The following is a 21,760-nucleotide window of genomic DNA, read 5'->3' as shown; positions in this document are numbered from 1 at the left end:
ATTAGAACAAAAAGGGAACAGATGTCAATTTTGTATCCGAATGAGTTTGTGTTTTTGTGATTTTACTTAGTCTGACTGCGGAAAATTGACGTAACTTAAACCTCGCGTGCGGTTTGAAAACAGCTAATTTTACTTAGTATGGCTGAGCAAAACGACAGAAAGCTAAACAAACTCGAACGAACCCTCCCGCAGGGGCTTCTCGTCGATGCCGCCTGGATGGAACGGCATGGATACTCCACCAGCCTGCGCAGCCAATACGTATCGGCCGGCTGGCTCGTTCAGCCGGCGCGGGGAACCTTCAAGCGCCCGCTCGGCGAAGTCTCCTGGCAGGGTGTGGTCGTTTCGCTCCAGCGACTGCTCGGCTCCGATCTCATCGTCGGCGGACGTACCGCCATGGAAGCGCAAGGCCTCGGCCACTACTTGAGCCAGAGGGGCGCTACGACCGTACATCTATATGGAACGCAGTCCGCTCCCGGCTGGCTCGGCAAACTCCCGCTCGAACAGAAATTCCGCGTTCACCGCACACAAAGTCTATTCAAAACGCACGGGAGCAAACCCGGATCAAAGTCGGGGACGACGCGGGAAATACAGGGACCATTCGACTGGCCTCTCACGGTATCGACGCCCGAACGTGCGTTCCTCGAACTGCTTGACGAATTGCCCCGCCACGAAAGCTTCCATCAGGTTGATGCACTGGCGGAAGGCTTGAGGAGCCTGAGTCCCCGGCGGCTGCAAACGCTTCTGAACGACTGCAAAAGCGTCAAGGTCAAACGACTGTTCTTCTGGTTCGCGGAGCGACATCAGCACGCCTGGCTCAAACAGATCGACAGGTCGAAAGTCAATCTCGGCGCGGGAAAGCGCATGCTCGTCAAGGGCGGCAAACTCGACACCAAATACCTCATAACCATCCCAGACGACCTCAATGCCCCTGTCTGAAAAATTCCGGCATCAGGTAGCCTTGTTGATCGAGACGATTCCGTTCGTCGCGGCGGAGCCCGATTTTGCGCTCAAGGGCGGCGCCGCCATCAATCTCTTCCACCGCGACATGCCGCGCTTATCGGTCGATATCGACCTGACCTATGTGCCGGTGGCTCCGCGCCCCGAATCTCTTGCCGCGATCGATGCGGCGATGAAGCGCATGGCGGCGGCCATCAGGAAAGGATTGCCGGGCGCACGGGTGACGGAAGTCGTCAACGCTCGTGAAAAGATCGTCACCAAGCTGACCGTCCAGAAAGGCGATGCGCAGATCAAGATCGAGGTCACGCCGGTGATCAGGGGCCGCGTCTTCGAGCCGCAGCTGCGTGACGTGTCGCCGAGCGTCGAAGAAACGTTCGGCTTCGCACAGACGAAAGTCGTTTCGTTCGCCGATCTATACGCCGGCAAGCTCGTCGCGGCGCTCGACCGGCAGCATCCGCGTGACCTCTTTGATGTCCGCGATCTGCTCGCCAACGAAGGCATCACAGACGATCTCCGCAAGGCGTTCATTGTCTACCTCATTAGCCATGACAGGCCGATTTCCGAGGTCGTGGTTCCTCGTCGCAAGTATATAGAGCACGAATTCACGCACGGCTTTGAGGGCATGACCGCCGACGAAGTAACCCTGGACGAGTTTCTCGAAGCCCGGGAAACGCTGATCGGCCGAACTCGCAGGAAAAATGCCGCAAGCTCACAAGGATTTCCTCGTAGAGTTCAAACGCGGCGAGCCGGATTGGAGCCTGCTGGGCGTCCCCGGCGCGGCGGAGCTGCCGGCGGTGCGCTGGAAGCAGATCAATCTGGACAAACTTCTTGCCGAGCACCGGGCGAAGCTCGTGGCGCAGCTCGAGCAAGTCTTGCGCAACGCCTGAGGTCGGAGGAGGGGATCTCCATCAAGTACGCGCGGCATCTTGTTCAGAGAACATCTCCAAGGAGGCGCCGCCACCCAACAAGCTTGGAGCTTGGGAGCTCAGTTGAGCCGGTTATCGCCTGACCTCGGCTGTCTCGGAGCCTGCATAAAAATTCTGAATCGTTGGCCCTGATCGATTCATTTATTTAATTGGACGGTCGATTCGGTAATTGCGATTCTGGCGCATGTCCGAACTCACCGTGCAATACCTCGTGCTCGAGCGTCGCGATCCGGCTCGTAACATGGCGCGCTTCTATGTGCTCACGATCGAGCCGACACTCTTTGGCGATACGGCATTGGTGCGTGAATGGGGCCGTCTCGGCGGGCGTGGCCGACGGCGGCTGGATCTATTCGATGGTCACGTGCAGGCCGTCGAGGCCCTAGAGTCCTGGCTAAGACGGAAAACCCGTCGTGGTTACGTCCAGCGCCATTCGCCATGCTTGGAGCGAACGCGCGATCCGGCGTGAAGAGATGGCTGGGATGGACGAAGCGCCGAAGAAAGTATATCAAAGTAATCCGAAGTCGTCTTCGGTAGCATTCCAAGAATTGAAAAAGTATTCCATGATCTATGTTATACGGCACCAATAGGTAGCCGCGAAAGCGGCGTGGCCATCCTCTTCCCCGGGCAATCCGTGTGTCACACTCAGGAGATGATTCGCCGGTGCATGGACGCGTGACATGTGGTCCTGGTAAATACTCGGAACAATTCGCCGCTCTCTAATGAGGTTTCGGTGACCTCCGTCCAGAGCCTGTCCATTATCCGGCGAGAAAACCGCCATCTACGGCAACGACCGTCCCGGTCGCGTATTGCGAGGCCGGCATGCACAGGAAGGCGACTGCGCCAGCGACATCTGCCGGCTGGCCCCACCGCTTGAATGCGGTGCGCTCGGCGATGCGCTGGTAGTGCGCTTGATCGGTGCGGCCGGCCGCATTGATCGCCGTCTCGATGTAGCCTGGAGCGACCGCATTGACGCGAATGCCTTCCTCAGCCCACTTCAAGGCCAGCGCCTTGGTCAACATCACGACACCGCCCTTGCTGGCGCAATAAGCAGGAATCCGTGGCAGGGCCAGCGTCGCATTCATCGAAGCGATGTTGACGATCGAGCCCTTCTGCACGGCGAGCAGCGGGCGAAACGCCATGCAGGTTCGAAACGTGCCGGTGAGATTTACATCGATCACCTTCATGAAGGTTTCGATCTCGAATTCCTCGTCGCGCGCGAGAATCCCGGCGCAGTTGACCAGCGCATCGACGCGCCTGTGCTGCAGGGCGAACGACGCAACGGATGCATCGTCGGTCACGTCGAGCTTCGCGAGCGTCAGGCCCGTGCGCGGCTTGAGGAGCGTGCGGGCGAGATCGGCCTCATTGGCGCCCGTGGCCGTCACCGTCGCGCCGAGGTCGCAAAACTGGTTGCTGATGGCGGCTCCAATGTCGCCGGCGCCGCCGATCACGACGGCATGGAAGCCGGCAGCGAGGGAAAAGTTCGAATTCATCGGCTGGATCTCACTTCAGGGACTTCGGAGGCGCAGCCGTCGATTCTCGTACCACCAGCGAGAAGTCGATCTCGCGATGCATGATGGTTTGCTCGCCGGCAAGGCTCCGCACCAGATATTCGCCGGCGCGCTGCCAGGTCTCTCCGGTCGGAACGTGGATCGTGGTGAGGCTCGGCCGCAAATGGCGGCTCCAGTCGAGGTCGTCGAAGCCGACCACCGACAGGTCGCGCGGCACGGAGAAACCGTCGCGCTCGGCCTCCAGCAGCACGCCATAGGCGATGACGTCGTTGCCGCACACCACGGCTGAGGGCCGATCCTTGAGGGTGAGGAGATATCGCGCCGCCTCGCGCGCGTCGTCCAGCGTATAGGGTACCTCGACATGCCATTGCGGAGGCAGCTCGAGGCCGTTCTCGGCAAGCGCGCGCCGAAAGCCGGCGACGCGGGCGCTGGCGCGGTCGTTGTTGCGCTGAAGCGCCGAGACGATCCCGATGCGGCGATGGCCGAGCTCGATGACATGCGCGGCGGCGCGATGGGCGGCGGCTTCATTGTCGGTGCCGACGCAAGGGTAGGGCCGGTCGGGCTGGTAGATGCCGACATTGATGAAGGGCACCGCGTTGTCCGCGAGCAGCTTGCGCAAGCCGTCGTGATGGCAATCGCCCCGCAGCACGAGGCCATCGACCCCGCGGCTGATCAGGTTGCGCGCCTGCTGCAGTTCGACGTCGAGATCATAACCGCTGGTGGTGAGGAACAGCATGTATCCGACCGAGGACAGATATTGCTGGAGCGAGGCGATGCCGCGCGCGAACATCGTGTTGTCGATCGTCGGCACGATCGCGCCGAGGGTGCGCGAGCGCCGTGACGACAGAAGGCGCGCCGGCGCGTGCGGGATGTAGCCGAGTGCGTCGATCGCTTGTTCGATGCGGGCGCGCAGGGAAGGGCTGACCGCAGCCGGATCGTTGAGCGCGCGCGAGACCGAGGCGGTCGAAACGCCGGCCCGGGCCGCCACGGCGCGGATGCCCTGTTTCACGGATTTGGCGTTGGTCAGGCTCATGAATGTAACGTTACATTCTGCGGCGTGGCCGCGTCGTAGCGGATATGCACATGTCTGCCGGAGATTCCGTTGCTTGTCCATCGCTTGACACACCGGATTCGAGGTCTATTTTGTAACCGTTTTCAATTGATGCTCAAATGTTCAAAATGGTCCGCCAACCAAGGCGGCCAGCCGGGAGGAGAGTTCGATGAAGGCCAGGATGCTCGCGACGCATGTCGCGCTACCCGTTCTCGCGATTGCAGCGGTCAGTGCGCCGGCGCGGGCGGCGGATTTCGACTGGATGAAGTTCAAGGGCAAGACCGTCACCTTTCTCGCCAACAACAATCCGGTCTCCCAGGCGCTGCTGACCTACAAGGCCGATTTCGAGAAGCTGACCGGCATGACCCTGAAGGTCGACGGCTATCAGGAGCAGCAGATGCGCCAGCGTCTGGTCACCGTCATGAATGCGAACAGCGACGAGGTCGACGTGTTCATGACGCTGCCGTCGCGCGAGGGCGAGCAGTTCGCCGCCGCCGGCTGGTATGCCGACCTCACCGCAATGGCCAAGAACGAGGTGGCCAAGGACTATGATCCGGTCGGGCTGAGCCAGGCGTTGCTGAAAGCCGCGACCTTCGGCGGCAAGCTGACGAGCATGCCGATGAACATCGAGGGCCCGATCTTTTATTACCGTACCGACATCTTCAAGAAGTGCGGTGTCGAGGCGCCGAAGACCATCAAGGAGGTCGAAGCCGCCGCTGCGAAGATCAAGTCCTGCGACAGCGCGGTGACGCCGTTCGTCTCGCGCGGACTCAAGCCGGCGGTCGCCTACACCTTCAGCAACATGCTGCACAATATCGGCGGCAGCTATATCGCAGGCGGCAAGTCGAACCTCTGCTCGGCCAAGGGCAAGGAGGCGCTCGATACCTATAGCCGCCTGCTGCGCGATTTCGGGCCGCCCGGCGTCGTCAACTACAGCTTCCAGCAGATCTCGGCGCTCTATCGCAGCGGCCGCGCGGCGATGGCGTTCGAATCCTCGAACGAATTGCGCACGGTGATGGAAGGCGGCGCGCGGTTGAAGGACACCGGCCTGTTGCCGTTCCCGGCCGGCGAGGCCGGCACGGTGCCGACCACCATCGGCTGGGGCATGGCGGTGTCTTCGCACAGCAAGCAGGCGGATGCGGCCTGGTATTTCGTGCAATGGGCGACGAGTCCCGAGGTGCAGAAGAAGATGGCGCTGCAGGGCATTGCCCCGCCGCGTCCGTCGGTCGCAAAGGACCCTGAATATCGCAAGTGGATCGACGAGGAGCCGGTTCGCAAGGAATGGCAGGCGGCGCTAGACGTGCTCGCCACGAAGGGCTCCTCTGAGGTCGGCTATCCCATCGTCGCCAATCCGGAATCCCGTGAGTTCATCGGCCAGGCGGTGCAGGATCTGATCCTGAAGCAGAAGCCGATCGACCAGGCTTGCGCCGATGCCGACAAGGCACTCGATGCGCTGATCGCCCAGAAATAATGTTCGGTGCTGGCTGGCCTGCGGCCGGCCGGCACGCGTCACCCCCAAGGAATCGCACGCATGTCTGATGCGGCTGCGACGCTCACGCAGGATCGACAGAAGCTGGAAATGTCGGCGCTTTCGGCACCGGCCGTGATCTTCACGGTCGCGATGATCGCGTTTCCCGTACTCTATACGGTCTGGCTCGGTTTCCAGAGCTTCTCCTCGACCGGCAAGCAGTCCTTTGCGGGCCTTGCCAATTATTCCAGGCTGGTCTCCGACTACGAGTTCTGGCACGGCCTGTGGGTCACGATCGCCCTCTATGTGCTGTCGCTGGTGCTGCAGCTCGTGTTCGGCGTCTGGCTCGCGCTGGTGCTGTTTCATGCCAAGCGCCTGCCGGGCATCGTCCGCTCGCTGTTCATCTCGCCCTTCATGATGCCGCCGGTGGTGGCGGGCATGATGTGGCTGGTGATCCTCGATCCGTCGCTCGGCGCCGCCAACTACATCCTGCAAGCATTCGGCCTGCCGCCGTCGGACTGGCTGGCCTCGCCATCCCTGGTCATTCCGACCGTGGCGCTGATCGACAGCTGGCAGTGGACGCCTTACGTCGCGCTGATCGTGTTGGGCGGATTGCAGTCCCTGCCGCCGAGCGTCTACGAGGCCGCGCAGATCGACGGTGCATCCCCATTCAAGACTTTCCAGCGCATCACGCTGCCGCTGCTGCTGCCGACCATCGTCACCGCGGCGATCCTGCGCAGCGTCGATCTGCTGCGCTTCTTCGACATCATCTACATCACCACCCAGGGCGGCCCCGGCAACGCCTCGAACACGCTCAACATCTACGGCTTCCGGGTCGGCTTCGAGTTCTTCAACATCGGCTATGCCAGCGCCTTGATGCTGACGTTGACGGCGATCGTGTTCGGCGCCGTGCTCGCCTTCAACCGCCTGCGCGGCGCAGTGGCGTGGTGATGTCATGAACGATGCCGCCCACACCGACCGCTGGATCCGCCGGCTCAACACCCTGCAGCTCGTGCTCGCCGGCGTGCTCATCATGGCGCCGACGGTCTGGATGGTGCTGTCCTCGTTCAAGCCGTCCTTCGAGGTCACCGCCTATCCGCCGACGCTGATCTTCACGCCGACATTGGATAATTATGTCGAGCTGACCAGGACGACGCCATTCCTGAGCTACGCGCTCAACAGCCTGATCGTCACCGTCGGCTCGACCGCGCTCGGATTGCTGTTTGGAATTCCTGCCGCGTTCGCGGTCTCCTGGACGCGGATTTCGTGGCCGGCGATCCTGACGCTCGCTGCGCGCATGGCGCCGGGCACGCTGTTCCTGCTGCCCTGGTACGTGATGTTCCGGCAGGTCGGCATGATCGGCTCCTATACCGCACTGATCCTCAGCCATGCCGTGATCACGCTGCCGATCGTGATCTGGGTGCTGCTGCCGTCCTTCGACGGCATTCCACGCAGCGTGTTCGAGGCGGCGCAGGTCGATGGATGCAGCGTCACGCGCATCCTCTGGCGCATCGCGCTGCCGTTGGTGGCATCAGGCGTCGCGGTCTCGGCGATCCTCGCCTTCGTCTTCTCGTGGAACTACTTCCTGTTTGCGCTGGTGCTCTCCAATGGCGACACCAAGACGCTGATCGCGGCGGCCTTCAACTTCATCGGCGAAGGCTCGACGCAATGGGGCGCCCTCATGGCGGCGGCAACGCTGATCGCGCTGCCGCCGCTGGTGCTGGCTGCCCTGGTCCAGCGCTGGCTGGTGTCCGGACTGACGCTCGGCGCGGTGAAAGGTTAGGTATCCGATGAACGTGTCCCCCCGTACGAATTCGATCATGCAGGCCGCGGTGTTCCACGGCAATGACCGCATCACGATCGAACGCGTGGCAATGCCTGATGTCGCCACCGGCGAGGTGCTGGTCCGCGTCTTGCGCACCGCGTTATGCGGCTCGGACTTCAAGCTGTGGCACAAGGGCTCCGAGTTCACCGCTGGCCATGAGATCTTCGGCGTCGTCGAGCAGCCCGGTCACCGACTGCATGGCCGGCGCTGCGCGGTCTACATTCCCCTGCATTGCGACCACTGCGCGGCCTGCAAGCGCGGCGATACCCAGATGTGCCTCGAGGTCTCCAGCCTGATCGGCTGGAACAGGCCGGGGGGATATGCCGAATACGTGCCGGTGCCGGAAAACTGCCTGCTTCCGGTGCCCGACGACATCGAGGACAGCCTCGCGCCGCTGCTGCTCGATACCATCGGCACGTCAGGCCACGCGGTGCGCTTCGTCAGCCGCGTGGTGCCGTCGGACGAGGCGGGGCCGGTTCTCATCATGGGAGCAGGGCCGGTTGGCCTCGGCGTCGTGCTGGCGCTCCGCGCGCTCGGCTACGATGACATCCATGTCGCCGATCCCAACGCGGCGCGTCTCAGAATCGCGCAATCCTTTGGCGCGACGGCGCATCCGGTGGGCGACACATCGAAGCGCTTCGCCCTCATCATGGAATGTTCGGGCGCGCATGCTGCGCGCAATCTCGGCATCGAGCTGGTCCTGCCGCGCGGCGCATTGGTGCTGGTCGGCGAGAACGCTGCGCCCTGGACCATCGAGGAAGGCAAGGTGTTTCGCCGCAAGGATTTCTACATGATCCGGACCTTCTATTTCCCGGTCCAGGATTTCGAGCCGAATGTCGAGCTGCTGCGCAAGTACAGGGACGAGTACCGCGTCCTCGTCGACGGCGAGTTCGGCCTGTCGGCTCTGCCCGAAAATTTCGTCCGCTTCGCCAAGGGCGAGCTGATCAAGCCTGTGCTGGCGCTGGACTGAGCGATCATGGCCTCGATCTCGATCCGCAATCTCGTCAAGCGCTACGACAATTTCACCGTGATCCCCGATCTTAACCTGGAGATCGCGGACCACGAGTTCGTCGTGTTCGTCGGCCCGTCCGGCTGCGGCAAGTCGACCTTGCTGCGCATCATCGCCGGCCTCGAGCCGATCTCGTCGGGCGATCTCTATATCGGCGACAAGCGCGTCAACGGCGTGCAGGCCGCGCAACGCGACATCGCGATGGTGTTTCAGGACTACGCGCTCTATCCGCACATGAAGGTGTACGACAACATGTCGTTTGCGCTGGAGCTGCGGGGCGTGCCGAAGGCGGAGATCGACGCCCGCGTCAAGCGCGCCGCGGCGCTACTGCACATCGAGCCTTACCTCGACCGCAAGCCGAAGGAGCTGTCCGGCGGCCAGCGGCAGCGCGTTGCGATGGGCCGCGCCATCGTGCGCAATCCCAAGGCGTTCCTGTTCGACGAGCCCTTGTCCAACCTCGACGCCAAGCTGCGCGGGCAGGTGCGCGCCGAGATCAAGGCGCTGTCGCAGGAGCTGAAGACGACCATGGTCTTCGTCACCCACGACCAGATCGAGGCCATGACCATGGCCGACCGGATCGTCGTGCTCCAGAGCGGCACGATCCAGCAATACGATACGCCCGAGGCGGTCTATGAGCGGCCCGCCAACCAGTTCGTTGCCGGCTTCATCGGCTCGCCCGCGATGAATTTCTTTCCGGTCGAATGGCGTGACGACCGGGCCATTCTGTCGCAAGGCGGAACGGTGGTGCCGCTCGACGGCGAGACTGCGGGTCGCCTGCGGCAGGCTGGCAATGCCGTGCTTGGCGTTCGTCCCGAACATTTTGCCGTGGCGACGGATGCCGTCGACGGTATCGCCATCAACGTCAAGCTGGTCGAGCCGCTCGGCTCGGATACGTTAATCCATTTCGATCTTGCTGGCGCCCCTGCCATTGCGCGTGTCGATCCGGCGCTGCGGCCGAAGGTCGGCGATCGCATCACATTGCGCCCGCAAGCCGGCAAGACGCATTTGTTCGATGCCGCCAACGGGCAGGTCTTGCGATGAACGCCTCGGTCAACATCGCCGATGTCTCGGCGCTGGCGGATGTCGCATCCGGGGCGAAGCCTGTGCACGTGATCTGCCTCGGCTTGTCCGCGCTCGACCAGGTCTGGCGGGTCGACCGGCCGTTCGCGGGCGGAAGCGAGAAGATCAAGGCCGTGGAGTACGGCACGCTCGGCGGCGGCATGGCTGCCAATGCGAGCGTCGCGGTGGCAAAGCTCGGCGCGTCCGTCGCGTTCTGGGGGCGGGCGGGGGCTGACGCCGCCGGTCACGAGATGAAGTCGGCTTTCACGGCGGAAGGCGTCGAAGTCGAGAGCTTCAGGCTGTTTGCCGACGGCCGCTCGTCCGTCTCCGGGATCATCGTCGATGCTTCCGGCGAGCGGCAGATCGTGAATTTCCGCGGCCAGTATCCAGAGGCTGCGGACTGGCTCCCGCTCGAAGCCGTTGCGCGCGCATCGTCCGTGCTGGCCGATCCGCGCTGGGTCGAGGGCGCTGCGACGTTGTTTCAGCAGGCGCGGACGCGCGGCATCCCGACGGTGCTCGACGGCGACATGGCCGATGCCGAAGTGTTCGAGCGGCTGCTGCCGCTGACCGACCATGCCATCTTCTCCGAGCCCGCGCTTGCGGCCTTTGCCGGCTCATCTGAAGACAAGTCCATCGCGGGCATCGCGCGCTTCGGCTGCCGCGTCATCGCCGTCACGCGCGGCGAGGCGGGCGTGAGCTGGCACGCGAATGGCGAGCTGCACCGCCAGGCCGCCTATGCCGTCGACGTCGTCGACACCACGGGCGCGGGCGACGTCTTCCATGGCGCCTATGCGCTGGCGATCGGCGCCGGCCTCGAAGTGCGGGCCGCCATGACGTTTTCCGCGGCGGCGGCCGCCATGAAATGCCGCCATGCCGGCGGGCGGAACGGGATCCCCACCATCAACGAGTGTCTTGCATTCATAAGGACGAAGTCATGAGAACGATTGGAAAGAACCGCGGCCTGGCACGGCTTGCTGACGCAGATGGCCACTTTCGCATGGTCGCGCTGGACCAGCGGCCGCCCTTGTTCGATGCCATCGCGAAAGCCAAAGGCATCACGCGAGATCAGGTCGAATATTCCGACGTCACGGCGGCCAAGCGCCTCCTGGTCGAGAACCTCGCGCCGTATTGCAGCTCCATGCTGTTCGATCCGAATTTCGCGGTGCCCGCCGCGATCGATCTATTGCCGCCGCGCTGCGGCCTGATCATGACGCTGGAAGAGCACCGCGTCGAGGAGACCGCCGGCGGCCGCAAGTCGCGTGCGATCACCAACTGGAGCGTGGACAAGATTCGCGCCATGGGCGGCGACGCCGTCAAGGTACTCGCCTGGTACCGGCCGGACGCCGATGCCGCCGTGAACGAGCATCAGAAGCGCTTCGTGCGCGAGATCGGCGAGGATTGCGCCCGCCATGACATTCCCTATGTGCTGGAGCTCCTGGTCTATCCGTTCCTCGGCAGCCCCAATCATACCGCCGACTACGTGGAATCGCCCGGCAAGCTTCCAGGCCTCGTCATCGACAGCGTGCGCGAGTTTGCCAAGCCCGAATACGGCGTCGATCTCCTCAAACTGGAGAGCCCTCTGGCGGCCAACAGCCTGCCGGCCCGTGACGGCAGCGCGGAGGCGAAAGCCGCGCAGAAGGAGTTCGATGCGATCGGCGGTATCTGCCGCGAGCGGAGCATCCCCTGGGTGCTGCTGTCGGGGGGCGCCGCGCCGGAGAAATTCGAGCGCGTGCTCGAGTACTCCTATGCCGCAGGGGCGAGCGGATTTCTGGCGGGCCGAACCATTTGGCTCGACGCCGTCCTGAAGAATTTCCCGGACCGCGCAGCGGTGTCGGCGAGCCTGCGCAAGGATGGCCTCAACGTGCTCGAGCGTCTCAATAAGCTGACCACGGCCAAGGGCGCCGCGTGGAAGGCTCGCTTTCCGGTATTCACCGAAATCAAGCAAGAAGGTGACTTCGCGCGCGCCTACTGAGATGGTCGCGGCTCCGCGTGGTCTCGCAGGATCTGCAACATGACTGACAGCTTTACCATCCGTTCGATCGAGGCGTTCTGCTATCGCTATCCGCTCGCAGCGCCGGTGGTGACGTCGTTCGGCAAGATGCTCAACCGTCCCGCCGTCTTCGTTCGCGTCGTCGACGAAGACGGCGTCGAGGGATGGGGGGAAGCCTGGTCCAACTTTCCTGCTCCAGGCGCGGAGCATCGTGCCCGGCTCATCAACGAGGTGCTTGCGCCGGGCCTCCTCAGGCGCAAATTCGGTGGTCCGGCTGAGGTTTTCGAGACCCTCACCAGGGGAACCGAAGTGCTGGCGCTCCAATGCGGTGAGCCGGGCCCGTTCGCGCAGGCGATCTCCGGCATCGATATCGCGCTGTGGGATCTCTCCGCACGGCGGCAACGTTCGCCGCTGTGGCGGATGCTCGGCGGTCAATCGAGCACGATCAAGGTCTATGCCAGCGGCATCAATCCAGGCGGCGCCGCGCAGACGGCGGAAGCCGCGCTCGAGCGCGGCCATCGCGCATTGAAGCTAAAGCTCGGGTTCGGTCTCGAAACCGATCTTGCCAATCTCGGCGCGCTGCGCGCCCTCGTCGGCGCGGGTATGCTCGCCGCCGATGCCAATCAGGCCTGGTCGGTCGGGCAGGCATTGGAGATGCTGCCGCGCCTCGCCGCGTTCGATCTTCGCTGGCTGGAGGAGCCGATCCGCGCCAACCGGCCGTGGGAAGAGTGGTGCAGGCTCGGGGGCGCCGCGAAGATGCCGATTGCCGCGGGCGAGAACATCTCCAGCGTCGAGGGATTCAGGGACGCTCTGGCCAAAGACGTGCTCGGTGTGATTCAACCCGACATCGCGAAATGGGGCGGACTCAGCGTCTGCGCGGGCGTCGCGCGTGATATCCTGAGATCGGGCAAGACATTCTGCCCACATTATCTGGGCGGCGGCATTGGACTGCTTGCCTCGGCGCATCTCCTGGCCGGTGTCGGAGGCGACGGTTGGCTCGAGGTGGATGTCAACGACAATCCATTGCGCAATTTCTATTGCGGCCCGGTTCTTAGCGTCAGGGAAGGCACGGTTGAATTGGATCAGGGGGCGGGGCTCGGAATCGTGCCAGATCTTTCCTCTATTGAGCGCTATCGTAGCGCCTAGAACCAGAACCCATCGCTTATCAGGGCGCGATGCTGGATCCTGCCGAGGTCCCAATGATTTTGCTACATCCATGAGGAAAGAGCGCTCAACTCGATCCAATCTCGGTTAAAGGCGGGGATGGTGTCGATCCCATCAGGCAACGGACGCGCTGGGCAACCGTTCATTGTTACACTTGAGTTTTGTCGGGGCAAGGCAGAAATGACACCCGGCGTGCAAAGTAGAAATGTCACCCGAACTGACAGCAACCGGGGCGCATGGACGTTATTTTTGGCCTGAAGACGCGCCTGCGCTCGTTAGAAATGTCACCAGGAAATCGGTGAGGAGGGCGCGCGGACGCGGAGCTGGCCGGGGTTGCGCAGCGGCCGCGCGACCGGATGGTACGCCCTGGAAGGTCAGGTTAGCTTGAACATGTGCCGCTCGGCCTGGCCTCGACGGCGTGGCGCCTTGGCTGAGCGCGACATGTCCAGCTGCTTCTGCTGCTCGGCAATGTAGGCCAAGACCTCGCCCAGCCGCTTGTTCTCGACGATCGCCGCCTGATTGACCTTCTGCAGCTTGTCGAACGTTCGGTAGGGCAAATCCCGCCCGTTGTGCCGGATCGCCAGATGGCCATCCGGATAGTCGATGATCGTGACGCGCTGGCGGGCAAGCCGCCGCGTGACCTCGTTGTTCTCGAGCATGAACAGGATCTTGTCGTACTGAATCGTCAGATTGTTCGTCAGCGTGCGCTCTTCCTTACAGGCAAAGACGTCGCTCAGCGGCGCCAGGTCCTCACCGGGGCGATGGGCATCCTGGTCCGACTTCGCAGTCTTGCCAAAGCGAGCATTGTAGCTCGCCATAAACGCCGGCAGGAACGCGTTGCCGGCCGCGATCGTCGAGATCCCGGCAAGCCGCATCTCCTTCACCAGACGATCCTGCAGCGTTCCGAATGAGCGCTCCACCCGACCTTTGGCCTGAGGGGAGTTGGCACAGATGATATCGATGTTGAGTTCGCTCAGAGCGCGGCCGAATTGCGTCATCCCGTTGCCACCGGCCGCCTCGCGATGGTTGACCCGGAAGATCGAGTGCTTGTCCGAGTAAAACGCAACCGGGCGGCCATAACGCTCCACATAGACCCTGGTCTCGCGCAGATAATCCAGCGTCGATTCCGAAGGTACGAACGCCGCATGCAGAATCTGGCTGGTCGCATCGTCGATATAGGCCAGCAGCGAGCACTCCGGGCCACGTCCTTCGAACCAGTAATGCTTCGAACCGTCGATCTGGATCAGCTCACCAGTCCGTTCACGCCGGTTGCGCGGCTGATGCACCGAGGGCAGGCGGCGCTTCCGATCAATCCATAGCCCGTCCGCCAACATCCACTTGCGCAGCGTCTCCCGCGACACCAGGCAGGCGTGGTTCTCTTTGAGCTTCTCTGCCGCCAGCGTCGGGCCGAAATCCGCATAACGCGCCTTCACCAGCGACATCGTCAGCTCGCGCACCTGCGCCGGCATCCGGTTGTTGCTGGGCTTGCCACGACGCTTGGAGGCCAAGCTTGCCGCTCCATGCTCGCGGAGCGAACGGAGCAGCCGGAACACCTGTCGCCGTTGCAACTGAAGCACCGTGGCGGCTTCTGACACCCGCAATCGCCCGGCTTGTACCTCCATCAAAATATTGAGCCGCGAAAACTCCTTGTCGCTCATAGACACCACCACGATTGCCGTCCCCCGCAACTGCATTCCAACCGCGGAGTGCCATCTCAACTTTGCGGAGGGGTGTCATCTCTATATTGCGCTTACAAGTTTGATTCGCATAATACTCATTATGGAATATCCGAAGTGAGATGCGTTGTCAAAAGCCCGTCTGAGCCTTAGCACGTCAACCGTCTCAATCTATCCCGCAGCTTGCATCACGAGCAAGAGCTGCGCCCGCGTCATTTCCGGTTTCTTGAAGCGTTCGCGCATACGCCGAATGGCTGCAACAGCGCGAGCTTCGTCGAGTGCGATAGTATCTGCAATGAAACCGTCGTACGATTTCGCCTCCATGTTCAGGTCGGAAAGAACTGCCGCCGGAGTCCCTAAGGTTTTCCGTTACAATCATCGCGGCTTGCGCCTTGGCCGCCGCAGCAAAACGTGGTGATCGTTGGGATCGGGCAGACCCGCGGCAACCGGCAAGAAGTTATCGAAATCTGTAACCATGGCGTCTTCAAAGGCAGCTTCCATGCTGGCGCGCGCGAAATCTGCGCGCCGGGGCATCGGCGAAGGCCCCTGCCGGACAAAATTTCCTCGATAGCTGTTTCGGTCTCATCCAGGACGGGGCTCGACCAGCGGAGACGAAAAATTCCACCTCGGCCAGGAGCGAAGCACGTTCCTTTTGAGCGCGCTTGAAAGCGAGCACGCATCGACGAATGCGGTGAAGCGGTTTGCAAACAAGCGTACAGGTGCTCCGCGTCCTGCTCGGCGAGATTCGCAAGCGCTTTGCCCCGCTTCTCATCACGCGTGCGCTAAAGTTCCTGACCACCGTTGGACTTACGGGCGCGATCAGCTGCGGAAGACTACGAACACCCCGCGCCCCTACCCGTCTGAGGTCGCGAGAACCGGCTAGGAGACACCCGCAGGAGGGTCAGCATAGTGCGCCGACGCGTAGCATCGGGACCCGGGAGCGAGTGCAGTCGCGCGACCGGTTAAGGCGGCACCCGAGCTCGGGGGTTGCGAAGCGATCACCCAGCGGAATGCGCGCGGGTGTGCAGGGCCCAAGCTGCTGGCCCATGTTCTGTTTGTCAAGTACGCTCTGCACCTGCCGGTTCAGGTCAACGCGAGGCATCGATCTCCCGATTTCGCTGGCGCCGGTCAAGCCGGGGCCAAGAATCGAGCCATAGCATCGATGGCGAGCTCGTATCCGTTTGCTCCAAAGCCAATCAGGATGCCAGTCGCGGTGCGCGAGATAAGGGAGTTGTGGTAGGTGCTCTCCCGTGCATGAACGTTCGAGATATGCAGCTCGATCTTGGGACCGCGGAACATCTTCAGCGCGTCCAGCAGCGCGATTGACGTGAAGGTGTAGCCGGCCGGATTGACGATGATACCTGCGGCCTCTTGGCGCGCCTGATGCACGCTTTCAACCAGTTCGCCCTCGAAATTGGTCTGACGGAAGTCGATGTCATAGCCAAGCGGCCTGGCGCGGGCAATGCAACGGTCGCGAATTTCGGCGAGCGTGGTTCGCCCGTAGATCTCGGGTTCGCGCTGGCCAAGGAGGTTGAGGTTAGGTCCGTTCAGAAGGAAGATTTTCTTCATGTTTTTCCTTTTTTTAGGTTGCTTCTAATCGACGAGAAGCTGGCCGAGAAACGCCTGCGTCCGCTTGTGTGTGGGCGCCGAAAAGAACTGTTCCGGAGATGCCTCTTCGACGATTTCACCGTCGGCCATGAAGACCACTCGGTCCGCCACCGCCCGTGCGAAGCCCATTTCGTGGGTGACGCAGACCATGGTCATGCCGTCAGCGGCAAGGCTGATCATAGTGTCGAGCACCTCCTTGACCATTTCCGGGTCCAGCGCCGAAGTCGGCTCGTCGAACAGCATGATCTTTGGATTCATGCATAGCGCGCGGGCGATCGCTACGCGCTGCTGCTGGCCGCCGGACAACTGAGCTGGGTACTTCTGTGCGTGCTCGCCGATCTTGACGAGAGCGAGTAGGCGTCTCGCTGTTGCCCGCGCTTCTTCCAGAGATACGCCCCGGACCTTCAACGGCGCGAGCATGCAGTTTTCGAGCACGGTCATGTGCGGAAAGAGATTGAATTGCTGGAACACCATGCCGACTTCCATCCGCACCGCGTCGATATTCTTACCTCCTGCCGTCAGATCTATACCATCGACGACAATCATGCCGCTCTGCACGGTCTCCAACTGGTTGATGCAACGCACGAGCGTCGATTTTCCGGAACCGGACGGTCCGCACAGCACGATGCGCTCGCCGTTACCGACTGTGAGATTGATGTTCTTCAGCGCGTGAAATCCGCCAAAGTACTTGTTGACGCCATCCATGACGATGGCGGTTTGGGAATCGACTGTGGGCGGCATGGAGCGTCCTGCTTATTGCACGGTAAAGGGAACGCCCTCGATCTTGGTCGGGAATTCGGGCAGCGGCTGGTCGATCCACTTCTTATTGATCGCAGCCAGTTCACCGCTGGCCCGGATTTCGTCGATCAGGGTGTTTAGCCAGACGTTCAGATTGCTCTGGCCGGGTTTGGTCGCAATACCCATCCACTGCTCGTTGAAGACCAGCTTCTGCTCGAATTCATTATTGGGGAATATCTTGTTGATGTTGATCATGTAGGTGGTATTTGCTCCGATGGCCTGTACCTGCCCGGCAATTAGGGCCTGGATGACAGCCGAGTCATCGTCGAAGCGGCGAATGTCTGCGGACTTGGGCAGACCGTTGGTAATGGCAATATCCTGGGCCCCGCCGCGCACGACACCGATTCGAAGAGCGGCTGCGTCTTCGAGCTTCGTGATCATCTGGCCCTTCCTGGCAAGCAGGATGATCTTCATTCCGGCATAAGGCTCGGTGAACTGCACCACTTTGGCGCGCTCCGGATACATGCCCATGATCGCAAGCATCATATCGACCTTACCGGTCATGACTTGCGCGATACGCGCGGCAACGGTCGTCCCGACGAACTCCGCCTTGACGCCTATCTTTTTGGCGATCAGCTCGCCGACCTCCACATCATAGCCCGCAGGCTTGCCCGACGCATCGAGGAAGCCCCACGGCGGCAACTCCGACAACACACCGATCCTGACTATGCCACGCTGCTTGATTTCCGCGATCGTCTGAGCGCCTACCATCTGTGGGGACATGGCTGCAAATCCGAGCGCTAAGCCACAAACAATCACGCGACGATGAAAATATTTCGATATCACATTTCCTCCTTGGTGCATTTTGGCTTATTGGCTTCTTACTGGCGAGAGGCGACGTTCGATAAGTCGTCCCAGCTGCGATAGCGGCCAGCAGACGATGAAATAGATCAGGCCGACAATCGTGAAAATTAGCAGCGGCCGGTACGTGATGTTGGAGAGCAGCGTTCCGGTCCGGGATAGCTCGGTGAAACCGATGATCGCCGCCAGCGACGTGCCCTTGATAAGCTGAACCAGGAAGCCGATGGTTGCCGGCAGCGAAATCTTTAGGGCTTGCGGCAGGATGATGTAGCGCATCCGGAACCCATAATGGATGCCGAGAGCCTTGGCGGCTTCGGTCTGGCCGCGCGGGATTGATTCGATCGATCCGCGCCAGATCTCGCCCAGAACGGCGCTCGCGTGAAGCATGAATGCAATCGACACCGCAATCCAGGGGCTCACCGAGATGTTGAGCAGCCCTATACCGTAGTAGACGATGAACAATTGCAGTAGCAGTGGAGTGCCGCGGAACATCTCGATGAACGCGGCGGCAAACCGCTCCAGCTGCCTCAAACCGCAGGTCCGGCATAACGCCACGGCGAGTCCACCGAGGGCTCCAAACAGGAAACCGACTGCCGACAAGGCCAGCGTCCACAGGGTACCGACCAGCAGCAGATGAAACTGTGCGGGCCCAAGTGAGGTGATCATGGCTGGACTCGCATGCGTACCTCTTACCCTGCCGGATATGCAAAACAGATGCGCCGGATCAGCGTAGACAACTTGGACAGCCCAAAGGACATCCCAAGGTAGAGCCCGGCGATCGTGAAGTAGATCTCGAAGCTGCGGAAGGTCACGGCCTCGAGCTCCGCACCGACGTGCGTCAGCTCGGCCGCGGTAATGGACGAGGCGATACTCGATGTCAGCATCAGAAAGATGAACTGGCTGGTCATCGCCGGATACACGGTGCGCAGCGCAGGTTTGAGAACGACATGGCGGAAGATCTGCGTCGGCCTGAGACCGAGGGCGAGCCCCGCCTCGATCTGGCCGCGCGACACCGCCTCGACGCCGGCGCGCAGGATCTCTATCGTATAAGCGGCGCCGTTCAGGCTGAGCGCGATGATCGCCGCGACATTTGGATCGAGCCGCACGCCGATGCTGGGTAGTCCGAAGTAGAGAAAGAAGATCTGCACGAGAAACGGCGTGTTGCGCACGATCTCGACGAATGCTCCGATGAGCCAGGTGCTGATCGTCTCCCGCATCTGCAGCATGAGCACGGCTGCGACGGCAATCGCGAGCGTGACCGGCATCGCGAGCAGCGACAGTTGCAGCGTCAACAGGCAGCCCTTCAGCAGTTCGCGCCAATGCGCGACGACAGCAGTGAAATCGAAGGCGTATGCCACGCGTCCTCCCGGTAATAGGCCAGGGTCCCCCCATGGCGCGCGCTATTGATGAACGACTCACAGGATATCGCCGGCGTTCTCGCGGAAACGCCAGTCTTCTGGTTCGTCTAATCGCAATTGTGTATGGAGTGCTCCAACTCTCGATTTCGCGGGGCGCATTCTTCCTCGCTTCGAAAGTTGTGGGAAACGAGACGATGGATAGGATTACCGTATCGCGGAGGCTCGCTGTTGACCCGCAGCAGTGTCAGTTCGCCATCGCAGCCGCCGATCATGGGAGTATCCGGCAAGCTGCCGAGTTGCGGTCGGTTCAACATTCGATCCTTAACCGATCTATTCGTCGGTTTGAGCACAGGATTCGCGTCACCGTATTCATTGCGCAAAGGCTCGGTTGCGATACTGCAGACTGTTTCGATTAGCAGACGTACCGCTCGTCCTTCCCAAGTGATTTGATCGATCGGTGCTTCCCAGTACTTCGGTACAACATAGGCCAAATGGCGGGCCTTAACGGCCAAGCCTGCTATCGTGTGTGCCGGGGTCTCCATGATCGCTCGTTCGATAGGATCGAGGCAGGCCAGTAGTGCTTCATCCTCCATCGTGGAGTAGCCGTCGGAAAGCTCAAGATTCCCATCCTGGCGTTCGAGTTCTGCTGCGATCTCGATGAATTGCCTCTCAAGCCCCAAAAGAGCTGCGTCTGACGAGGTGTCACAATTCGGGCAATGGCTCCCAAGACGCTCGGCCATCAAATTAAACTCCAATACACGAAAAACGTCGGCTCTAAACGGTTACCGTTGAAATTCGCGGATGTCAACGCTTTTCGTGGCTGGTAGACGCAAAACGTGTCTCATGAAATGGCGGTTGGATGACCCCCGATCAATCTCGGGCAGCGCGTGGACTGCTCGACTGGTCTCAGGCCGAATTGGCTGCTCGGTCCAATTTGAGCGAGAGCACCATTCGTGACTTCGAAAAAGGCCGCAGGATCCCTTCCATAAATAACTTAGCCGCGGTCAGACGTGCTTTAGAGGCGGCAGGGGTTGAATTTATCGACGGCAACCACCCCGGAGTTCGACTCACGCGCTAGACTAACGACGTTCGACGACCGGCTTACTTAATTATAAGAGAGCCATGACTGGAGATGACTGAAGGGCGTCACACCGTGTCATCCCTGAGGCGCGCCCCCTGTCCAGGAACGCAACGATCGCCCGATGTCGGCAGTGTGCACTAGCTGCGGCCTGTCTCGCGTCTGAAGAAGAGCAAGTTCATCTTGCGCGTTTTATGTAGGTTGACAGCGCATAATCTCGGACGCTGAGCTTGAGGGGCTATCGCAAGGGCGCCAGGCCGCGCGAAGGGAGCAATCTCAATGATCGATTGTATCAACACCCCCTGTTGGTCAACATGCGCTCGATCTTGATGTCCAGCGTCGGCGGCTATCGAAGGCGGGCCTCAAGATGTGATTTCGGCGCGGCGTCACTCTGCTCGTTGATTTCAGTTTTGAGAGGTCCGACGACTTTCTGACGAGTTCGTGAGGATGGGAGCCGGATCCTAGCTCAGACGTTCACCTGACGACGAAGCCGTAAGCGTAGGGATCGCGATCGTCGATGAAGATCGTATTGAAGCCGGTCATGCGAGCCCAGCCGGAAACCGAGGGCACGATCGCGTCTCGGTGCCCCACCCTGGCAGCGGCCTCGACCCGTCCCCTGAACAGCGAGCCGATGATCGATTCATGTACGAATTGATCGCCGACCTGTAGCCGGCCTTTGGCGGCGAGCTGCGCCATGCGCGCTGAGGTGCCGGTGCCGCATGGTGAGCGGTCGATCGCCTTCTCGCCATAGAAGACGGCGTTGCGCCCATGCGCCTCCAGTTTCGTCGGCCTCCCCGTCCACTGTATATGGCTGAGACCGTTGATCTCGGGATGCTCGGGATGGACGAACTCATACTTCTCGTTCAGCGCTGCACGCAGACGCGACGACCACCCCACCAGCTCATCGGCGGTATGGTCGGCCATGTCGCGAAAAGATTTTTGCGGTTCGACGATGGCGTAGAAATTACCGCCATAGGCGACGTCGACGACGATTTCACCAAGACCATTGACCTCGGCCGTCAGACCCTCCGCGTAAAGAAAACCTGGAACGTTGGTGAGGCGCACCTCCTCCACAAAACGGCCTTCCTGTCGGTAGGTGATATCGACCTTGCCGGCCGGTACGTCGATCGACAGCTTTTCTGGTTCGCGTGGCGTGATCAGGCCATTCTCGATGCCCATCGTGATGGTTCCGATGGTGCCGTGGCCGCACATCGGCAGACAGCCGGATGTTTCGATGAACAGCACTGCCACATCGCAATCAGGACGTGTCGGTGGATAGAGGATGGAGCCCGACATCATGTCGTGGCCGCGCGGCTCGAACATCAGGCCGGTGCGGATCCAATCATAGTCACGCTGGAAGTGGGCGCGCTTTTCAAGCATGGTCGCGCCCTCCAGATGCGGCCCCCCGCCGCAAACGAGACGCACTGGATTGCCGCAGGTATGCCCATCGATGCAGGAAAATGTGTGGGTGGCCATGGTCAGAG

General features: G+C 61.4%; 22 protein-coding genes. 12 read left to right on the top strand and 10 right to left on the bottom strand.

The genetic code is table 11. The annotated features are described in order from the left end of the window. The first annotated feature begins 138 nt into the window (after positions 1-138). The 3 genes from ACVW16_RS00345 (at position 139) to ACVW16_RS00335 (ending at position 2,349) form a co-directional block, all read left to right on the top strand. On the top strand, positions 139-936 hold the full coding sequence (locus ACVW16_RS00345; protein WP_456705425.1) for a type IV toxin-antitoxin system AbiEi family antitoxin domain-containing protein: 798 nt from the start codon (positions 139-141) through the stop codon (positions 934-936). Then, the gene (locus ACVW16_RS00340) at positions 923-1,966 is read left to right on the top strand and encodes a nucleotidyl transferase AbiEii/AbiGii toxin family protein (protein ID WP_456802169.1); all 1,044 of its coding nucleotides are present in this window, start codon (positions 923-925) and stop codon (positions 1,964-1,966) included. The genes ACVW16_RS00345 and ACVW16_RS00340 overlap by 14 nt, the downstream gene beginning before the upstream one ends. A gap of 101 nt (positions 1,967-2,067) precedes the next feature. Continuing rightward, positions 2,068-2,349, top strand: a complete 282-nt coding sequence (locus ACVW16_RS00335) for a WGR domain-containing protein (RefSeq protein WP_456705427.1) — start codon at positions 2,068-2,070, stop codon at positions 2,347-2,349. A 289-nt stretch (positions 2,350-2,638) separates the two neighbouring features. Here ACVW16_RS00335 and ACVW16_RS00330 read toward each other — a convergent pair whose 3' ends face one another. Then, positions 2,639-3,373 (bottom strand): SDR family NAD(P)-dependent oxidoreductase, encoded by a 735-nt coding sequence (locus ACVW16_RS00330; protein WP_456705428.1) that lies wholly within the window; start codon positions 3,371-3,373, stop codon positions 2,639-2,641. Positions 3,374-3,383: 10 nt separating this feature from the next. Next, positions 3,384-4,424 carry a LacI family DNA-binding transcriptional regulator gene (locus ACVW16_RS00325; protein ID WP_456705429.1) on the bottom strand — a complete coding sequence of 347 codons (1,041 nt, stop codon included), beginning with the start codon at positions 4,422-4,424 and terminating at the stop codon, positions 3,384-3,386. A 187-nt stretch (positions 4,425-4,611) separates the two neighbouring features. On the opposite strand from ACVW16_RS00325, the gene ACVW16_RS00320 reads away from it, so the two are divergent. Genes ACVW16_RS00320 through ACVW16_RS00285 form a run of 8 tightly spaced genes read left to right on the top strand, consistent with a single transcriptional unit; the run spans position 4,612 to position 12,939 of the window. Then, the gene (locus ACVW16_RS00320) at positions 4,612-5,913 is read left to right on the top strand and encodes an ABC transporter substrate-binding protein (RefSeq protein WP_456734492.1); all 1,302 of its coding nucleotides are present in this window, start codon (positions 4,612-4,614) and stop codon (positions 5,911-5,913) included. Positions 5,914-5,973: 60 nt separating this feature from the next. Then, positions 5,974-6,861 (top strand): carbohydrate ABC transporter permease, encoded by an 888-nt coding sequence (locus ACVW16_RS00315; RefSeq protein WP_456705431.1) that lies wholly within the window; start codon positions 5,974-5,976, stop codon positions 6,859-6,861. 4 nt (positions 6,862-6,865) lie between these two features. Further along, the gene (locus ACVW16_RS00310) at positions 6,866-7,693 is read left to right on the top strand and encodes a carbohydrate ABC transporter permease (protein WP_456705432.1); all 828 of its coding nucleotides are present in this window, start codon (positions 6,866-6,868) and stop codon (positions 7,691-7,693) included. A 7-nt stretch (positions 7,694-7,700) separates the two neighbouring features. Then, entirely contained in the window at positions 7,701-8,705 is a 1,005-nt protein-coding gene (locus ACVW16_RS00305; protein ID WP_456705433.1) for a zinc-dependent alcohol dehydrogenase family protein, read from the top strand. 6 nt (positions 8,706-8,711) lie between these two features. Next, positions 8,712-9,785 carry an ABC transporter ATP-binding protein gene (locus ACVW16_RS00300; RefSeq protein ID WP_456705434.1) on the top strand — a complete coding sequence of 358 codons (1,074 nt, stop codon included), beginning with the start codon at positions 8,712-8,714 and terminating at the stop codon, positions 9,783-9,785. Then, on the top strand, positions 9,782-10,741 hold the full coding sequence (locus ACVW16_RS00295) for a sugar kinase (protein ID WP_456705435.1): 960 nt from the start codon (positions 9,782-9,784) through the stop codon (positions 10,739-10,741). Before ACVW16_RS00300 ends, ACVW16_RS00295 begins: the two co-directional genes overlap by 4 nt. Beyond that, positions 10,738-11,775: a tagatose 1,6-diphosphate aldolase gene (locus ACVW16_RS00290; RefSeq protein WP_456705436.1), complete on the top strand. Its 1,038-nt coding sequence runs from the start codon at positions 10,738-10,740 to the stop codon at positions 11,773-11,775. Before ACVW16_RS00295 ends, ACVW16_RS00290 begins: the two co-directional genes overlap by 4 nt. 39 nt (positions 11,776-11,814) lie before the next feature. Next, complete coding sequence (locus ACVW16_RS00285) at positions 11,815-12,939, top strand: mandelate racemase/muconate lactonizing enzyme family protein (RefSeq protein ID WP_456705437.1); 1,125 nt, start codon at positions 11,815-11,817, stop codon at positions 12,937-12,939. Between the two features lie 392 nt (positions 12,940-13,331). Here the strand turns inward: ACVW16_RS00285 and ACVW16_RS00280 are convergent, their stop codons facing one another. From ACVW16_RS00280 to ACVW16_RS00250, 7 genes are all read right to left on the bottom strand, one after another. Next, positions 13,332-14,615 carry an ISNCY family transposase gene (locus ACVW16_RS00280; protein WP_456802168.1) on the bottom strand — a complete coding sequence of 428 codons (1,284 nt, stop codon included), beginning with the start codon at positions 14,613-14,615 and terminating at the stop codon, positions 13,332-13,334. 1,146 nt (positions 14,616-15,761) lie between these two features. Next, positions 15,762-16,202 (bottom strand): type II 3-dehydroquinate dehydratase, encoded by a 441-nt coding sequence (locus ACVW16_RS00275; protein ID WP_456739175.1) that lies wholly within the window; start codon positions 16,200-16,202, stop codon positions 15,762-15,764. A gap of 24 nt (positions 16,203-16,226) precedes the next feature. Beyond that, complete coding sequence (locus ACVW16_RS00270; protein WP_456739176.1) at positions 16,227-16,982, bottom strand: amino acid ABC transporter ATP-binding protein; 756 nt, start codon at positions 16,980-16,982, stop codon at positions 16,227-16,229. 12 nt (positions 16,983-16,994) lie between these two features. Next, the gene (locus tag ACVW16_RS00265) at positions 16,995-17,762 is read right to left on the bottom strand and encodes a transporter substrate-binding domain-containing protein (protein WP_456790523.1); all 768 of its coding nucleotides are present in this window, start codon (positions 17,760-17,762) and stop codon (positions 16,995-16,997) included. An 87-nt stretch (positions 17,763-17,849) separates the two neighbouring features. Beyond that, positions 17,850-18,506, bottom strand: a complete 657-nt coding sequence (locus ACVW16_RS00260; protein ID WP_456739178.1) for an amino acid ABC transporter permease — start codon at positions 18,504-18,506, stop codon at positions 17,850-17,852. A 23-nt stretch (positions 18,507-18,529) separates the two neighbouring features. Then, on the bottom strand, positions 18,530-19,198 hold the full coding sequence (locus ACVW16_RS00255) for an amino acid ABC transporter permease (protein ID WP_456739179.1): 669 nt from the start codon (positions 19,196-19,198) through the stop codon (positions 18,530-18,532). A gap of 107 nt (positions 19,199-19,305) precedes the next feature. Then, positions 19,306-19,938 carry a hypothetical protein gene (locus tag ACVW16_RS00250; protein WP_456763838.1) on the bottom strand — a complete coding sequence of 211 codons (633 nt, stop codon included), beginning with the start codon at positions 19,936-19,938 and terminating at the stop codon, positions 19,306-19,308. A gap of 119 nt (positions 19,939-20,057) precedes the next feature. On the opposite strand from ACVW16_RS00250, the gene ACVW16_RS00245 reads away from it, so the two are divergent. Then, complete coding sequence (locus ACVW16_RS00245; protein WP_456705445.1) at positions 20,058-20,276, top strand: helix-turn-helix domain-containing protein; 219 nt, start codon at positions 20,058-20,060, stop codon at positions 20,274-20,276. 474 nt (positions 20,277-20,750) lie between these two features. Here ACVW16_RS00245 and ACVW16_RS00240 read toward each other — a convergent pair whose 3' ends face one another. Next, positions 20,751-21,752: a 4-hydroxyproline epimerase gene (locus ACVW16_RS00240; protein ID WP_456763839.1), complete on the bottom strand. Its 1,002-nt coding sequence runs from the start codon at positions 21,750-21,752 to the stop codon at positions 20,751-20,753. Positions 21,753-21,760 lie beyond the last annotated feature (8 nt).

This window comes from Bradyrhizobium sp. USDA 4474 (assembly GCF_054057515.1).
This window is presented reverse-complemented; position numbering and strand designations above follow the sequence as displayed.

What these genes read in the sequence shown, in the direction of transcription:
- ACVW16_RS00345 (WP_456705425.1), top strand. Translation starts at nt 139, where the DNA reads ATGGCTGAGCAAAACGACAGAAAGCTAAACAAACTCGAACGAACCCTC.
- ACVW16_RS00340 (WP_456802169.1), top strand. Translation starts at nt 923, where the DNA reads ATGCCCCTGTCTGAAAAATTCCGGCATCAGGTAGCCTTGTTGATCGAG.
- ACVW16_RS00335 (WP_456705427.1), top strand. Translation starts at nt 2,068, where the DNA reads ATGTCCGAACTCACCGTGCAATACCTCGTGCTCGAGCGTCGCGATCCG.
- ACVW16_RS00330 (WP_456705428.1), bottom strand. Translation starts at nt 3,373, where the DNA reads ATGAATTCGAACTTTTCCCTCGCTGCCGGCTTCCATGCCGTCGTGATC.
- ACVW16_RS00325 (WP_456705429.1), bottom strand. Translation starts at nt 4,424, where the DNA reads ATGAGCCTGACCAACGCCAAATCCGTGAAACAGGGCATCCGCGCCGTG.
- ACVW16_RS00320 (WP_456734492.1), top strand. Translation starts at nt 4,612, where the DNA reads ATGAAGGCCAGGATGCTCGCGACGCATGTCGCGCTACCCGTTCTCGCG.
- ACVW16_RS00315 (WP_456705431.1), top strand. Translation starts at nt 5,974, where the DNA reads ATGTCTGATGCGGCTGCGACGCTCACGCAGGATCGACAGAAGCTGGAA.
- ACVW16_RS00310 (WP_456705432.1), top strand. Translation starts at nt 6,866, where the DNA reads ATGAACGATGCCGCCCACACCGACCGCTGGATCCGCCGGCTCAACACC.
- ACVW16_RS00305 (WP_456705433.1), top strand. Translation starts at nt 7,701, where the DNA reads ATGAACGTGTCCCCCCGTACGAATTCGATCATGCAGGCCGCGGTGTTC.
- ACVW16_RS00300 (WP_456705434.1), top strand. Translation starts at nt 8,712, where the DNA reads ATGGCCTCGATCTCGATCCGCAATCTCGTCAAGCGCTACGACAATTTC.
- ACVW16_RS00295 (WP_456705435.1), top strand. Translation starts at nt 9,782, where the DNA reads ATGAACGCCTCGGTCAACATCGCCGATGTCTCGGCGCTGGCGGATGTC.
- ACVW16_RS00290 (WP_456705436.1), top strand. Translation starts at nt 10,738, where the DNA reads ATGAGAACGATTGGAAAGAACCGCGGCCTGGCACGGCTTGCTGACGCA.
- ACVW16_RS00285 (WP_456705437.1), top strand. Translation starts at nt 11,815, where the DNA reads ATGACTGACAGCTTTACCATCCGTTCGATCGAGGCGTTCTGCTATCGC.
- ACVW16_RS00280 (WP_456802168.1), bottom strand. Translation starts at nt 14,615, where the DNA reads ATGAGCGACAAGGAGTTTTCGCGGCTCAATATTTTGATGGAGGTACAA.
- ACVW16_RS00275 (WP_456739175.1), bottom strand. Translation starts at nt 16,202, where the DNA reads ATGAAGAAAATCTTCCTTCTGAACGGACCTAACCTCAACCTCCTTGGC.
- ACVW16_RS00270 (WP_456739176.1), bottom strand. Translation starts at nt 16,982, where the DNA reads ATGCCGCCCACAGTCGATTCCCAAACCGCCATCGTCATGGATGGCGTC.
- ACVW16_RS00265 (WP_456790523.1), bottom strand. Translation starts at nt 17,762, where the DNA reads ATGTCCCCACAGATGGTAGGCGCTCAGACGATCGCGGAAATCAAGCAG.
- ACVW16_RS00260 (WP_456739178.1), bottom strand. Translation starts at nt 18,506, where the DNA reads ATGATCACCTCACTTGGGCCCGCACAGTTTCATCTGCTGCTGGTCGGT.
- ACVW16_RS00250 (WP_456763838.1), bottom strand. Translation starts at nt 19,938, where the DNA reads ATGGCCGAGCGTCTTGGGAGCCATTGCCCGAATTGTGACACCTCGTCA.
- ACVW16_RS00245 (WP_456705445.1), top strand. Translation starts at nt 20,058, where the DNA reads ATGACCCCCGATCAATCTCGGGCAGCGCGTGGACTGCTCGACTGGTCT.
- ACVW16_RS00240 (WP_456763839.1), bottom strand. Translation starts at nt 21,752, where the DNA reads ATGGCCACCCACACATTTTCCTGCATCGATGGGCATACCTGCGGCAAT.